At 61.5% G+C, this 14,730-nt stretch carries 13 protein-coding genes; 11 read left to right on the forward strand and 2 right to left on the reverse strand.

From position 1 onward, the window contains the following. Positions 1-235: 235 nt before the first annotated feature. The 8 genes from oscA (at position 236) to LOY35_RS00905 (ending at position 8,775) form a co-directional block, all read left to right on the forward strand. Entirely contained in the window at positions 236-418 is a 183-nt protein-coding gene (gene oscA, locus LOY35_RS00870) for a sulfur starvation response protein OscA (RefSeq protein WP_041023312.1), read from the forward strand. A gap of 93 nt (positions 419-511) precedes the next feature. Next, the gene (locus LOY35_RS00875) at positions 512-1,525 is read left to right on the forward strand and encodes a sulfate ABC transporter substrate-binding protein (protein ID WP_258629706.1); all 1,014 of its coding nucleotides are present in this window, start codon (positions 512-514) and stop codon (positions 1,523-1,525) included. 176 nt (positions 1,526-1,701) lie between these two features. Continuing rightward, positions 1,702-2,520, forward strand: coding sequence for a sulfate ABC transporter permease subunit CysT (gene cysT, locus LOY35_RS00880; protein ID WP_258629707.1), 819 nt, complete (start codon positions 1,702-1,704; stop codon positions 2,518-2,520). A 12-nt stretch (positions 2,521-2,532) separates the two neighbouring features. Further along, on the forward strand, positions 2,533-3,402 hold the full coding sequence (gene cysW, locus LOY35_RS00885) for a sulfate ABC transporter permease subunit CysW (RefSeq protein WP_258629710.1): 870 nt from the start codon (positions 2,533-2,535) through the stop codon (positions 3,400-3,402). 3 nt (positions 3,403-3,405) lie between these two features. After that, positions 3,406-4,395 carry a sulfate/molybdate ABC transporter ATP-binding protein gene (locus LOY35_RS00890; protein ID WP_258629712.1) on the forward strand — a complete coding sequence of 330 codons (990 nt, stop codon included), beginning with the start codon at positions 3,406-3,408 and terminating at the stop codon, positions 4,393-4,395. A gap of 284 nt (positions 4,396-4,679) precedes the next feature. After that, the gene (locus LOY35_RS00895) at positions 4,680-6,044 is read left to right on the forward strand and encodes a cytochrome C (protein WP_258629715.1); all 1,365 of its coding nucleotides are present in this window, start codon (positions 4,680-4,682) and stop codon (positions 6,042-6,044) included. Next, the gene (locus LOY35_RS00900) at positions 6,041-6,559 is read left to right on the forward strand and encodes a sorbitol dehydrogenase (protein WP_258629719.1); all 519 of its coding nucleotides are present in this window, start codon (positions 6,041-6,043) and stop codon (positions 6,557-6,559) included. The genes LOY35_RS00895 and LOY35_RS00900 overlap by 4 nt, the downstream gene beginning before the upstream one ends. Further along, on the forward strand, positions 6,556-8,775 hold the full coding sequence (locus LOY35_RS00905) for a GMC oxidoreductase (RefSeq protein ID WP_258629720.1): 2,220 nt from the start codon (positions 6,556-6,558) through the stop codon (positions 8,773-8,775). The genes LOY35_RS00900 and LOY35_RS00905 overlap by 4 nt, the downstream gene beginning before the upstream one ends. Before the next feature lie 145 nt (positions 8,776-8,920). Here the strand turns inward: LOY35_RS00905 and LOY35_RS00910 are convergent, their stop codons facing one another. Beyond that, positions 8,921-9,445: a DUF962 domain-containing protein gene (locus LOY35_RS00910; protein ID WP_258629721.1), complete on the reverse strand. Its 525-nt coding sequence runs from the start codon at positions 9,443-9,445 to the stop codon at positions 8,921-8,923. Positions 9,446-9,530: 85 nt separating this feature from the next. On the opposite strand from LOY35_RS00910, the gene LOY35_RS00915 reads away from it, so the two are divergent. Continuing rightward, positions 9,531-10,217: a Crp/Fnr family transcriptional regulator gene (locus tag LOY35_RS00915; protein WP_258629723.1), complete on the forward strand. Its 687-nt coding sequence runs from the start codon at positions 9,531-9,533 to the stop codon at positions 10,215-10,217. Between the two features lie 112 nt (positions 10,218-10,329). Here LOY35_RS00915 and LOY35_RS00920 read toward each other — a convergent pair whose 3' ends face one another. Next, positions 10,330-11,334: an AraC family transcriptional regulator gene (locus LOY35_RS00920; protein ID WP_258629725.1), complete on the reverse strand. Its 1,005-nt coding sequence runs from the start codon at positions 11,332-11,334 to the stop codon at positions 10,330-10,332. A 100-nt stretch (positions 11,335-11,434) separates the two neighbouring features. Here LOY35_RS00920 and LOY35_RS00925 point away from each other — a divergent pair, with 100 nt between their 5' ends. Continuing rightward, positions 11,435-12,508: a fatty acid desaturase gene (locus LOY35_RS00925; protein WP_258629727.1), complete on the forward strand. Its 1,074-nt coding sequence runs from the start codon at positions 11,435-11,437 to the stop codon at positions 12,506-12,508. Positions 12,509-12,836: 328 nt separating this feature from the next. Continuing rightward, a complete protein-coding gene (locus tag LOY35_RS00930; protein ID WP_258629729.1) occupies positions 12,837-14,717 on the forward strand; it encodes a methyl-accepting chemotaxis protein in 1,881 nt (626 codons plus the stop codon). Positions 14,718-14,730 lie beyond the last annotated feature (13 nt).

Consider the following 14,730-nt stretch of genomic DNA (forward strand, 5'->3'; position numbering starts at 1 on the left):
GAGGCGAAGACCTTGTGGGAGCGAGCCTGCTCGCGAAAGTGTCGGCACATCCAGTATTTATTCAAGCTGACCCATCGCTATCGCGAGCAGGCTCGCTCCCACAGGATTTTGTAGTGTTTTTAGTTATATAAAAATTCTTAAATAGTCTTTTTAAGAATATCCAGGCTTATCTAGTATTGCTCCACGCCCCAGGCAGTGCCGCCCACTGCCGGGCACTCATTCAAGGAGCAACAGCATGAGCGCATCCCTACGTAGCGTCGACGGCCAGGACGAAGCAAGCATCTTGCGCGAGATCCAGAGCGCATTGCGCGATCTGCGCTTTGGCGCGGTGGAAATCACTGTGCACAACGCGCAAGTGGTTCAGATCGAACGCAAGGAAAAATTCCGCCTGCAGCAGCCGAGCCACAAACCGGGCTGAAACAGTTTGGCTTTGCTCCCACAGGTGGGGAATTTTCAAGCCCACCCGATCTGCCAGAAACCATAAGAAACCGGAATTCCAGGAGCTATCACCATGTCGTCGATTCGCCGTTATGTCCTGGCCGTCCTGGCCAGCGCTGTTTTCGCAGGTTCCGCCGTCGCGAAGGATTACGAACTGCTCAACGTGTCCTACGATCCGACCCGCGAGCTGTACCAGGATTACAACGCCGAATTCGTCAGTTTCTGGAAGCAGGCGCACCCGGACGACAACGTGAAGATCCAGCAATCCCACGGTGGTTCGGGCAAGCAAGGCCGGGCGGTGATCGACGGGTTACGGGCCGATGTCGTGACTCTGGCCCTGGCCGGTGACATCGATGAAATCGCCAAGCTGGGCAAAACCCTGCCGGTGGACTGGCAACAGCGCCTGCCGGAAGCCAGCACCCCTTATACCTCCACCATCGTGTTTCTGGTGCGCAAGGGCAACCCCAAGGGCATCAAGGACTGGGGCGACCTGATCAAGAATGACGTCTCGGTCATCACTCCGAACCCGAAGACCTCCGGCGGTGCGCGCTGGAACTTCCTCGCGGCCTGGGCCTATGGCCTCAAGGCCAATGAAGGTGACGAGGCCAAGGCCAAGGAGTACGTGCAGGCGTTGTTCAAGCACGTACCGATCCTCGACACCGGCGCCCGCGGCTCGACCATTACCTTCGTCAACAACGGTCAGGGCGACGTGTTGCTGGCCTGGGAAAACGAAGCCTTCCTGGCGTTGAAAGAAGAAGGTGGGGCCGACAAATTCGACATCGTTGTGCCGTCGTTGTCGATCCTCGCCGAGCCACCGGTGGCGGTGGTGGACAAGAACGCCGAGAAGAAAGGCAACCTGGAGGTCGCCGAGGCTTATCTCAAGCATCTGTACAGCCCGGCCGGACAGGAAATCGCCGCGAAGAATTTCTATCGCCCGCGGGACAAGGACGTGGCCGCCAAGTACGCCCGGCAGTTCCCCAAACTGGAGCTGGTGACCATCGACAAGGACTTCGGCGGCTGGAAAGCCGCCCAGCCGAAATTCTTCAACGATGGCGGTGTGTTCGACCAGATCTATCAGGCGCAGTAAGCTGGGCTGATCTGAAAAACCGAACATTGAATCTGTGGCAAGGGGATTTTGTGGGAGCAAGGCTTGCCCGCGATGAAGGCGATGCGGTCCTTTAGAAACCGAGTCGCCCCCATCGCGAGCAAGCCTTGCTCCCACCCGGTTTTGCTCCCACAGTGTGTTTTCAACCAAGGACTTTTATGTCGCGTCGCATCTCCCCCGTCATACCCGGCTTCGGGCTGACGCTGGGCTACACCCTGGTGTACCTCAGTCTGATTGTGCTCATACCGCTGGCGGCGATGTTCGTACATGCCGCCCAACTCACCTGGGACCAGTTCTGGGCGATCATTTCGGCGCCGCGAGTGCTGGCGGCCTTGAAGCTCAGCTTCGGCACCGCACTGTGCGCCGCGATCATCAACGGTGTGATCGGCACGCTGCTGGCCTGGGTGCTGGTGCGGTATACCTTCCCCGGCCGCAAGATCATCGACGCGATGATCGACCTGCCGTTCGCCCTGCCCACCGCCGTGGCCGGTATCGCCTTGACGGCGTTGTACGCGCCGACCGGCCTGGTCGGCCAGTTCGCCACCGACCTGGGGTTCAAGATCGCCTATACCCCGCTGGGCATTACCCTGGCGCTGACCTTCGTGACGCTGCCGTTCGTGGTGCGTACGGTGCAGCCGGTGCTGGCGGACATCCCTCGTGAGGTCGAAGAGGCCGCCGCCTGCCTCGGTGCCAAGCCGTGGCAAGTGTTCCGCCATATCCTGATGCCGGCGTTGTTGCCGGCCTGGCTGACCGGTTTCGCCCTGGCGTTTGCCCGGGGCGTGGGCGAGTACGGTTCGGTGATTTTCATCGCCGGCAACATGCCGATGAAAACCGAGATCCTGCCGCTGCTGATCATGGTCAAGCTCGACCAATACGACTACACCGGCGCCACTTCCATCGGCGTGCTGATGCTGGTGGTTTCCTTCGTCCTGTTGCTGCTGATCAACTTGCTGCAGCGGCGCATCGAAACCCCATAAGGAGGCGCGAACATGTCCCAATCGTCTATTTCCGCGGCCTCCACCAACGCTGCCCGCCGCGGCAGCGCGACGTCGCGGCTGATCCTGATCGGCTTTGGCTGGTTGTTCTTTGCGCTGTTTCTGCTGTTGCCGCTGTTCATCGTGGTGTCCCAGGGCTTGAAGCTCGGCCTGGGGGCGTTCTTTACCGCGATCTTCGAACCCGATGCGCTGTCGGCGTTGAAACTCACGGTGATCGCGGTACTGATTTCGGTGCCGCTGAACCTGGTGTTCGGGGTCAGCGCCGCATGGTGCGTGAGCAAGTATTCGTTCCCTGGCAAGAGCATGCTGGTGACCCTGATCGACCTGCCGTTCTCGGTCTCGCCGGTGATCGCGGGCCTGGTCTACGTGCTGATGTTCGGCGCCCAGGGCCTGTTCGGGCCGTGGCTGGCGGACCACGATATCCAGATCGTGTTTGCGCTGCCGGGCATCGTGCTGGCGACGATTTTCGTCACGGTGCCGTTCGTGGCCCGTGAGCTGATCCCGCTGATGCAGGAGCAGGGTACCCAGGAAGAAGAGGCCGCGCGCCTGTTGGGCGCCAACGGCTGGCAGATGTTCTGGCATGTCACCGTGCCGAACATCAAGTGGGGGCTGATCTATGGCGTGGTGCTGTGTACCGCCCGGGCCATGGGCGAGTTCGGCGCAGTGTCGGTGGTGTCCGGACACATTCGCGGGGTGACCAACACCCTGCCGCTGCACGTCGAGATCCTCTACAACGAATACAACCACGTGGCCGCGTTCGCCGTGGCGAGCCTGTTGCTGATCCTGGCGCTCTTCATCCTGCTGCTCAAGCAGTGGAGCGAAAACCGAATCAACCGCCTGCGCGCCAGCGCCGCGGAGGAATAAGTCATGTCGATCGAAGTCCGTAACGTCAGCAAGAATTTCAACGCGTTCAAGGCGCTGGACAACATCAGCCTGGACATCCAGAGCGGTGAGCTGGTGGCGCTGCTCGGCCCGTCGGGTTGCGGTAAGACCACGCTGCTGAGGATCATCGCCGGCCTGGAAACCCCGGATCAGGGCAGCATCGTGTTCCACGGTGAGGACGTCTCCGGCCACGACGTACGCGATCGCAACGTCGGTTTCGTGTTCCAGCACTACGCCTTGTTCCGCCACATGACCGTGTTCGACAACGTCGCCTTCGGCCTGCGCATGAAACCCAAGGGCCAGCGTCCGAACGAGAGCCAGATCGCGACCAAGGTTCACGAGCTGCTGAACATGGTGCAACTGGACTGGCTCGCCGACCGCTACCCCGAGCAACTCTCCGGCGGCCAGCGCCAGCGTATCGCCCTGGCTCGCGCCCTGGCGGTAGAGCCCAAGGTATTGCTGCTGGACGAACCGTTCGGCGCCCTCGACGCCAAGGTCCGCAAGGAACTGCGCCGCTGGTTGGCGCGGCTGCACGAGGACATCAACCTGACCTCGGTGTTCGTGACCCACGATCAGGAAGAAGCCATGGAAGTCGCCGACCGCATCGTCGTGATGAACAAGGGCGTGATCGAACAGATCGGTTCGCCGGGCGACGTGTACGAAAACCCGGCCAGCGACTTCGTGTACCACTTCCTGGGCGACTCGAACCGCCTGCACCTGGGCGAAGACCGGCACGTGCTGTTCCGTCCCCATGAAGTCTCGCTGTCACGTTCGGAGCTCGAAGACCATCACGCCGCCGAAGTGCGCGACATCCGTCCGCTGGGTGCCACGACCCGGGTGACCTTGAAGGTGGAAGGTCAGAGTGAGCTGATCGAGGCCGAGGTGGTGAAGGACCACGACAGCCTGGTGGGACTGGCGAAGGGCGAGACGCTGTTCTTCAAGCCGAAGGTCTGGCAGAAGGTCGCCAACCTTTAAGATCAAGAGCATCGCGAGCAGGCTCGCTCCCACAGTGGGCAGCGTCGATCAGCTGATTTGTGTACGACACTGAACCCTTGTGGGAGCGAGCCTGCTCGCGATGGCGTCCTCCATGACACCGCTCTTTGAATCCGAATAACACCGTAAGGCCTTGCTTCGATTGGTTCTACTTCCACCCCTTTGCTTGAGTCAAACCCTACCTAGACTTTGACGTGCCAGGAGGCAGTGAGAGTCCATGACGGACCGGTGTGATCTCCTGGCCCTGATTGCCAAGGAGATCAAGCATGAGAATGGAAGTCAGTCGGCATGGCCCGCTGGGCTGTGCCTTGTTAAGCGTTTTGCTATGCCCGTACGCCAGCGCCGACCCCTCGCTGTCGTCGCAAATACCCTTCGATGTCACGGCCACCCAACCCGTCTCCCTGTCCAGCCTGCAAGGCAATTTCGATGACCTGTCGTGGCAGACTTTCATCGCCCTGAACTGGCCGGCGCTGGGCAACGGCAATCCCAATACCGGCACCACCATTGGCAAGCAGGATGGGGCCACGGTCTGGGAAAGCTGGAAAGAGAGCTACCAGATTTTCCGCGCCAAGGGCCAGACACCCTTGCCCTGGGATGCGCCGGCGACGCTTCCCGAAGTGTGCAAGCAGCTCAAGCCCGGGCGGTTGCTGCAGCAGATGGGCAAGGTCCCCGACATGCTGGATGAGTTTATCCAGCCCTTCGATAGCGGCCCGCTGGTGGATCAGAATGGCGCTTATACGCGCAACGAAATCGTGGTCAACCAATCGATGTTCAACGGGATCGTCGACAACGGCCTGTACAGCATCGAAGGCCAGCAGAAATTCTTTGCCGCGAACAAGACCAACACCGTGGCGTTCAGCTGTGGTTCCAACGACACGAGCCAGGTCGGTTCGGTGATGGTGAAGGCATCCTGGAAGGTGCTGGGCGCCAACGACCGCCCCCAGGATTTCCATACGGTCGACGCGTTGGTCTATACGCCGGGCAACAGCGATCCGAGTCATGGTCCGATCGTCGAGGAGTCGTGCGCATCGCAATCGGTCGGGCTGGTGGGCTTACATATCGTCCATAAGACCGCCAGTGCACCGCAGTGGGTCTGGTCGACCTTCGAGCACGTGAACAACGTGCCGGAGCAATCCACACCGGTGGCGCAGCGCAAAGGCCCGTACCTGTTCTACAACGCCGCCAGCACCAGCGCGATCAACCAGCCGCCACCACGACCATGGAACCCGGCCGTCAAGGCGACGCCCTCGCAGATCGTGCGTGAAGTACCGCTGACCGGACCCACCAATGCCTTGAATGCCAAGTATCAGGGCCTGTTGCGTACGGTCAACCCGCAGAGTGTCTGGGCCAACTATCAGTTGATCAGTACCCAGTGGCCGAGCGCCACGCCACCACCGAACTGCCAGATTTCGGCCGCCAATCCGTTGGGCAATCCCGCGCCCCCGTTCCTGGCCAACGCCACGCTGGAAACCTACATCCAGGGCACCACGCCCCAGGCGTCTTCCAGTTGCATGGCCTGTCATGGCAACGCAGCCACCCATGTCACCGAGTCCCCACGCACCAGCTTCGCGGACTTCACCTATTTGCTCGAACGCGCGCAGTCCACTTCCGGACAAGGAGCCAAACAATGAGCACTGACCTGGACAATTTCGTCGGCCTGTCATCGGCCCTGACCGGTATTCCCATCGCGCGCCTGGCGCCGCAGCTCGACCCGATAGGTCTGCCGCCGCTGTTTCTCGATTACGTCACCCCACGCATCACCACCGATGTGCTCAACCCGTTGCTGGCGCAGTACGCCACGTTAGCGGCGGACAACGTGCCCCCGGACAAGATCGCCCAGCAGGTGCTGGTCACCACGCAACCGACCCCCAACTCCGTGCTGGCGGCGCGTTCAATCATGAAACTGTGGTTCCTGGGTGTCTGGTACCAGCCGTATGACGCGGGGAGTTACAAAAAGGGTGCCTCGGCGGTGGTGTCCGACCAGGCCTACATCAACGGCTGGTCCTGGAAAGTCGCCCAGGCTCACCCCATGGGCTACAGCGAATCGTTCTTCGGCTACTGGAACGAACAACCGCCGAGCCTCGAGGACTTGACCGGCGTACCCGCCACCGCGTCCTCCAATGCACAACAAGGAGGCCGGTCATGAGTACTGAACAAGCCGAAGTGGTGATCGTGGGCGCTGGACTGGCCGGTAGTATCGTTGCCTATCAACTGGCCATGGCCGGGGTGGAGGTGTTGGTGCTCGAGTCGGGGCCGGAGATCCCGGTCAATCGGGCTCAATACCTGGAGCGGTTCTACACGACCACGCTGAAAACCCCGGAATCACCCTATCCACCCGTCACCAGCCTGGACCCGCCCCGTGACCCTGCCGGGCAAAACGCCCCGCGTGCGACCATCGCCGACCTGATCCTGGGCTGGGCCAATCCCAAAGTCAGTTACCTGGTGCAGAAAGGCCCGATGCCCTTCACCAGCACCTATGAGCGAGTCGGTGGCGGGACCACCTGGCACTGGGTCGGAACGAGCCTGCGCATGGTGCCGAACGATTTTCGCCTGAAATCCTTGTACAACGTCGGAGTGGACTGGCCCATTGGCTACGACGATCTGCAAAGCGCCTACTGTCGGGCCGAGGCGGAAATCGGCGTCTCGGCCAACGTCGCTGACCAGGCGTACCTGGGCATCACCTTTCCCGAAGGCTACGCCTTCCCGATGCACAGCATTCCGTTGTCGCTGGTCGATGGCAGTTTTGTCACGGCGGTAACGGGGCAGACCTTCGACGGCTTACCGTTGGTGGTCAGTCCGACACCCGCTGGGCGTAACTCAGAACCCTATGCGGGGCGCCGGGTGTGTGCCGGCAATACCAACTGCACACCAATCTGCCCGATACAGGCCAAGTACGACGCCACCGTGACGATGACCAAGGCCCTGGCTACCGGCAAGGTCAAGGTGCTTTACCGAACCGTGGTGAGCAAAGTGACCGTGGGCGCGGACAACAATGTCAGCGGTGTTGAGTTCATGCAGTATCAATTGGGTGACGGACCGGTCACCGGTACTGGCGTGGCCGTCGGCCAACGTTATGTGATCGCCGCCCATGCCATCGAAACCCCCAAGCTGTTGCTCAACTCCGCCACGCCCGCCTGGCCCAAGGGCGTGGCCAACAGCAGCGGACAGGTGGGACGCAGCCTGGCCGACCACCCGATCTACCTGGCGTGGGGCCTGATGCCTGAGGGCAAGGCGATTTTTCCGTACCGCGGCCCGCTGTCCACCGCGGGTATCGAGAGCTTGCGCGACGGCGCCTTTCGCAGCCAACGAGCGGCGTGGCGCATTGAAATCGGCAACGAGGGCTGGAACTGGCCGGCCAACGATCCTTACAACACGGTGGCCGACTTCATCGACGGCACGAACAACAACTGCGTCAACCCGGTGAACCCGAACCAAGATCCCAAAGCCCCCACCGAAGCGCTTTACGGAACAGCGCTGGTGCAAAAACTCAACGACATCTTCGTCCGTCAGTTCCGTATCGCGTTCCTGGTGGAGCAGGTGGAAGACGATCCCGATAACGCCAAGTGCTACATCGTTCCGTCGACCGAGTACAAAGACCTGCTCGGTATTCCCCGGCCGGAAATCCACTATGAATTGTCCAAGTACACCCAAAAGGGGTTCCTGGAGGCAAAACGGCTGGCCACTCACATTATCAAAGACCTGCTCGGCGCCGTGGAGCTGACCATACCGATTCCGCCAGGGAATTTCATTTACGGGAACGAACCCATGAGCTTCCAAGGTGCCGGGCACCTGATGGGTACCTATCGCATGGGCAGTGACCCGGCCAAATCGGTGGTCGACAAGGACCAGCGCAGCTGGGATCACAAGAACCTGTTCCTGGTGGGCGATGGTGTTTTCCCCAGCAGCGGAACCTCGAATCCGAGCCTGACCATCGCGGCGTTGTCGTTCCAGGCCGGGGACACCGTGGCCAACGACCTGAAGGCGGTGACGATGCGGGTCCAATCCAACGTCTCCTGGCAGGGCACTGGCGTGCAGGTCAACGGGTTGGTGCCGCGCCTGGTTCGCTACGTCAGCGGGTTATGGTGTGCCAGCCCGCAAGGCGGCAATGTCGATGGAAAGGGTGGTTCGAGGCACATCGACTACAGCAGCTATGCCTTGCCCGGTGCAGCCGAAGGCGCCTTGATCGGTCGTGTGGGCAACAACGGCACGCCGTTCCTGGTGGGTGATCTGGCGCAGGTGCCGGGCAACCAGCAAGGGGAGCTGCAACTGTGCATCAATGATGACCTGACCGGAAAGTACGGGGCTGGCTTGAGCGATAACACTGGCGCGCTGACCATCCGGGTCGAGTTTGGTGCGCTGTAATCCTCGAAGGAGTATGCAAAACCTTTGTGGGAGCGAGCCTGCTCGCGATGGCGTCCTGTCAATCAACTGCGTGTTGACTGACCCACCGCTATCGCGAGCAGGCTCGCTCCCACAGGGTTTGCCCGGACAGCCTTGTCGTTGTTGATCAGGCAGCCGAGCGCTGGTTGCGCAAGGCCACCGGGCCGGCGCGTTCCTCGATGGCCTGCTTCAGCTCGCTCCGCAGCCCCATCAGGAATCCTGCCTCGACCACCACGAACAACGGCCCGACGATCAACCCGGTCAGGTCATCGACGAATGCCGGTTTGCGGCCTTCGTAATAGTGACCGACAAACTGGATCACCCAACCCACCACGAACATCCCCACGCCACTGCCCAGCCACACCGATGTACTTTGCGCGGCCAATAACTGCCCCAGCCACACGGCCAGGCCCAGCAGTACTGTCATCAGCACACCCAGGCGCAACTCCAGGCGCAGGTAGAACCAGGCACTGGCCACCGCGACCATCAACGCAGGCGACAGCAGTACCGCCCCCATTGGCCAGCCCGGTCGTGACAGCAGCACGGCGACGGCGACGAAGATCAGCGGAATGCCAATGAAATGGCTGGCAATGTTGCGCGGGTCGCGGTGATAGGCGGCGTATTGACTGAGATGGTCGACGAGGCTTTTCATTGTTGTTCCTCCTGAGGTGATGCCTGCATGATGCCCGGGTCCCATAAGGTGTTCTGTCAGTTAGCCGACACTTCCCGGAGTTTCCATGAATTCGCACCCCTGGCATTCGCACCTGATGGCCGGCCACTGGTACAGCCATCTGCCCGTTGAATTACAGAATAGTTTGCTGGGCATGTCACGGGAACGTCGTCTGTCGCCAGGGCATCGGCTGTTCCAGCGCGGCGATCCGCCGTGTGGCCTGTACGCTGTGCTGGAAGGCGCGGTGCGGGTCGGCTCGGTGAACGAGCAAGGCAAGGAAGCGCTGTTGAGCGTGGTGGAGGCGCCTCACTGGTTTGGTGAAATCTGCCTGTTCGACGGTCAGCCGCGTACCCATGACGCGGTCATCGTGGGGCAATGCACGTTGCTGCATCTGCCCCAGGCGACGTTGCTGGCCTTCCTGGAACAACACCCGGTCTACTGGCGGCATCTCGCGCTGCTGATGAGCCACAAACTGCGCCTGGCCTTCATCAATCTCGAACAGCTGAGCCTGATGCCTGCTCCGGCACGCGTAGCCCATCGCCTGCTGCTGATCGCCGAGGGCTACGGCGAAATCGAATCGGCGCGACAGATGCTGCAACTGTCCCAGGAACAACTGGCGCTGATGCTTTCGCTATCCCGCCAGACCACCAACCAGATCCTCAAGGACTTGCAGGCCCAGGGCATTCTTCACCTGGGTTATGGCGAGATCGAGATTCTGGATATCGGGCGGTTGCGGCAGATGACCCAGGTCTGAGCGCGGTATCGACTGATCCATTGCTTTCGCGAGCAGGCTCGCTCCCACATTGGGTCTGTGTTGGCCGTGCATCCCTGTGGGAGCGAGCCTGCTCGCGATGGGGCCAGCCCAGCTAGCGCAACCCCTCCCGAAACTGCCCCGGCGTCATTCCGGTCCAGCGCTTGAACGCGCGGCTGAAACTGCTGGCGTCAGCAAAGCCCAGCAGGTAGCCAACTTCGCTCAGCGAGCACTGAGGATCGCGCAGGTGCAGCAGCGCCAGGTTTTCCCGGCATTCGTTGAGCAGCGAGTCGAAGCGGCAGCCTTCGTCGGCCAGGTGTCGTTGCAGGCTGCGCAGGCTCAGGTGCATGGCTTGGGCGATGCGTTCGGCGCTGGGTTCGCCTTCGCATAGTTGGGCCTCGATGGCTGCACGCACCTTGCGCTCCCAGGTCAGCGGCTGGAGGTGGGCGAGGGTCCGCTTGAGCACCGCTTCGTTGTGTTCGGCCAGCTCCGGGTTGGCGTCGTCCAGGTGGCTGTCGAAGTCGGCGAGGCTGAATTCCAGGTAATCCTGTTCGGCGGCGAAATGCACCGGCGAGCGGAACGCTTTATGCCACGGCGCGGGGTCTGCCGGTTCAGGACGCCGCAGGTACACCGCCAGCGGTGCGTAGTCGCGACCCAGGCGGTTACGACAGGTACGCACGTAAATCGCGGCGAACGCGTCGATGGCTTCGAAAGCCGGCATAGGACGACCCTGGGGCACATCAAGCGTGAAGCGGTAACGGTCCTCGCAGCGGCTCAGTTGCAGCGTCAGCGCATCGCTGACCACCGGGTGATAGCGCACGATGCGCTCGAACACTTCCCGCAGGCTGCCGCTGGCCACCAGGGCGTAACCCAATGCGTGGAACGTCGTGGGGCTGACGAAGCGCGATACCCGCAGGCCGATGGCCGGATCACCGCTGGCCTGCACCGCCAAGGTCCATAGACGGGTGGTGGCTGAAAGCGGGTAGCGGGCGTTCGGATCGTCCATCAGCTGCGGGTCGAGCCCGGCCTCAAGGCACAAGGCATGGCCATCCAGGCCCAACGCATCGAGCTGTTTGCGCAGAGCGCGGGTCCAGCTGGCGAGGGTAGTGGGTTCGGTCATGATGATTGGCGCTTGCGGTCAACAGGTTGGCGTCTACGGCTACCGCCCTGGGCGGCAACGCTGGTCAGGATGAGCACATCTCTAACAGAGGATTTAAGCCATGCCTGGCCGTAGCGCAAGTCCCGAGCGATTGAATGCACAACAGCGATCCGCCCATATTCGCCAAGTGGTATTGGCCCATGGCGAAGAATTGCGCCGACGCTACCCGATTCTGCTCCATCAGGATGCCTTGGGTGCGGGCATTCTGGCGTTCGCCCTGGCGGGGATGATCGGTTCGGCGCTGCTCTACATCAACGGCCATCTGGCCGGCTGGGCGTGCCTGCTGCTCAACGCCTTTTTCGCCTCGCTGACCCATGAGTTGGAGCACGACCTGATCCACAGCATGTATTTCCGCAAGCAGCGCCTGCCCCACAACCTGATGATGGGGCTGGTGTGGCTGGCGCGGCCGAGCACCATCAACCCGTGGATCCGCCGTCACCTGCACCTCAATCATCACAAGATGTCCGGCACCGAGGCCGACCTGGAAGAACGGGCCATCACCAACGGCGAACCCTGGGGGCTGGCGCGGTTGCTGATGGTCGGTGACAACGTCATGTCGGCTTTCATCCGTCTGTTGCGGGCCAAGACCTGGGCGCACAGACGCAGCATCCTCAAACGCACGCTGAAGGTGTACTTCCCGCTGGCGTTGCTGCACTGGGGAGCCTGGTACGTGTTTCTCGGCTTCCACGGGGCCAATGGCGTTGCCAGTCTGTTCGGTACCTCGATTGACTGGTCGGAGAACACCCTGGCGCTGATGCACGTGATCGATATCGCGGCGGTGGTGATCATCGGACCAAACGTGCTGCGTACCTTTTGCCTGCACTTCATCAGTTCCAACATGCACTACTACGGCGACGTTGAGCCGGGCAATGTCATCCATCAAACGCAGGTGCTCAACCCGTGGTGGCTGTGGCCGTTGCAGGCGTTCTGCTTCAACTTCGGCAGCAGTCACGGGATCCATCATTTCGTGGTGAAGGAGCCGTTCTACATCCGTCAATTGACGGTGCCGGTAGCACACAAGGTCATGCGAGAGATGGGGGTGCGCTTCAATGACTTCGGCACCTTTGGCCGGGCGAACCGGTTTGTGGGCGAGGGTAAACCGAGGCAGGAAGCGGTGAGTACGGTTCGGGTCTGAAGAGGCCGTTCTGACACGTCGTTGATAGACCCATCGTCCGTGGCGAGGGGGGGCAGGTTCCCTCGCCACGCCGGCTCGCCGGAACAACTTCCCACCGCTCCCGAGGTCGCGCCCGTTAACCATGCTGCGGCCGTAGCAGGCGGGTGCATTAGCGACTACTCCCATCCTCTCGTCGGCCCATTCCAAAAAATCCTAATTTTTTCTCGGGGCTTGCCGACAGACTGATATGCCTGCACCAAAGTGGAGCAGACCACAAGTCCTGCTCGCGCTGTTACGTGAACGTTGCAATCGGAATGCACCCCCACTCCCTGCATAAGAAGCCTCATCGATGAATTTGAAGTTCAGCCATAAAATCCTTCTGGCCGCCTCTGGTGTGGTGGTTCTGGCGTTTGCCCTGTTCACCCTCTACAACGACTATCTGCAGCGCAACACCATCGGCCGCAGCCTTGAGTCCTCCATCGAGCAATCCGGTGACCTGACGGCCAGCAGCGTCCAGAACTGGATGAGCGGGCGCGTGCTGGTGCTGGAAAACCTGGCGCAGAACATCGCGCACCAGGGGGCCGCCGCCGATCTGGCGGGGCTGGTCGACCAGCCGGCGCTGACATCGAATTTCCAGTTCACCTATGTGGGCCAGGCCAGCGGGGTATTTACCCAGCGCCCTGACGCAAAAATGCCCGACGGCTACGACCCGCGCCAGCGGCCCTGGTACAAGCAGGCAGTGGCCGCCGACAAGACCATGCTGACCCCGCCCTATTCGGCCGCCGTCGGTGGGCTGGTGGTGACCATTGCCCTGCCGGTGAAGAAAAACGGTGAATTGCTGGGTGTGGTGGGCGGCGACCTGAGCCTGGATACCCTGGTGAAAATCATCAACTCGGTGGACTTCGGTGGCATCGGCCATGCTTTCCTGGTCAGCGGCGACGGTCAGGTGATCGTCAGCCCGGACAAGGACCAGGTGATGAAGAACCTCAAGGACATCTATCCCGGCACGCCTGTGCGCATCGGCAAAGGTATCCAGGACGTCGAGCTGAACGGGCAGGAGCGTATTCTTTCGTTCACCCCGGTGACCGGCCTGCCGGGCGCCGAGTGGTACATCGGCCTGTCGATCGACAAGGCCAAGGCGTATGCGCCGCTGAGCCAGTTCCGTACTTCGGCGCTGATTGCGATGTTTGTCGCAGTCGCGGCCATTGCGTTGCTGCTGAGCCTGTTGATTCAGGTGTTGATGCGTCCGCTGACCACCATGGGCCGTGCCATGCAGGACATTGCCCAGGGCGAAGGCGACCTGACCCGGCGTCTGGCTGTGCAAGGCAAGGATGAGTTCGCGGTATTGGGCGGCTCGTTCAACCAGTTCGTGGAGCGGATCCATGCCTCGATCTCCGAAGTGTCTTCCGCCACCCGCCAGGTGCATGACCTGTCGCAGCGCGTGATGACGTCGTCAAACGCCTCGCTCGTCGGTTCGGATGAGCAGAGCGCCCGCACCAACAGCGTGGCGGCGGCCATCAACCAGTTGGGCGCCGCGACCCAGGAAATCGCCCGCAATGCCGCCGACGCATCGCAACAGGCCAGCGGTGCCAGCGAACAGGCCGACGACGGTCGTCAGGTGGTGGAAAAAACCATCCAGGCCATGACCGAGCTGTCGCAGAAAATCAGCCTTTCGTGCACCCAGATCGAAACCCTGAACGCCAGCACCGACAACATCGGGCACATCCTGGACGTGATCAAGGGCATTTCCCAGCAGACCAACCTGCTGGCCTTGAACGCCGCCATCGAAGCGGCCCGTGCCGGTGAAGCCGGACGTGGCTTTGCGGTGGTGGCCGATGAAGTGCGCAACCTGGCGCACCGCACTCAGGAGTCGGCGGAAGAAATCCACAAGATGATCACCTCGCTTCAGGTCGGCTCCCGTGAAGCGGTGACGACGATGAACGCCAGCCAGATGTCCAGCGAAGAAAGCGTGGAAGTTGCCAACCAGGCCGGCCTGCGGCTGGTCAGCGTGACGCAGCGTATCGGCGAAATCGATGGCATGAACCAGTCGGTGGCCGCCGCGACCGAAGAACAGAGCGCTGTGGTGGAAACCCTCAATATGGATGTCAGCCACATCAACCTGCTGAACCAGCAAAGCGTGGCCAACCTCAACGAAACCCTGAAGGACTGCGATGCCTTGTCCCAACAAGCCAATCGGCTGAAGCAACTGGTGGACAGCTTCAAGATCTGATCCAGTACTGTGG

Source organism: Pseudomonas sp. B21-028 (assembly GCF_024749045.1).
Taxonomy (GTDB): Bacteria; Pseudomonadota; Gammaproteobacteria; order Pseudomonadales; family Pseudomonadaceae; genus Aquipseudomonas.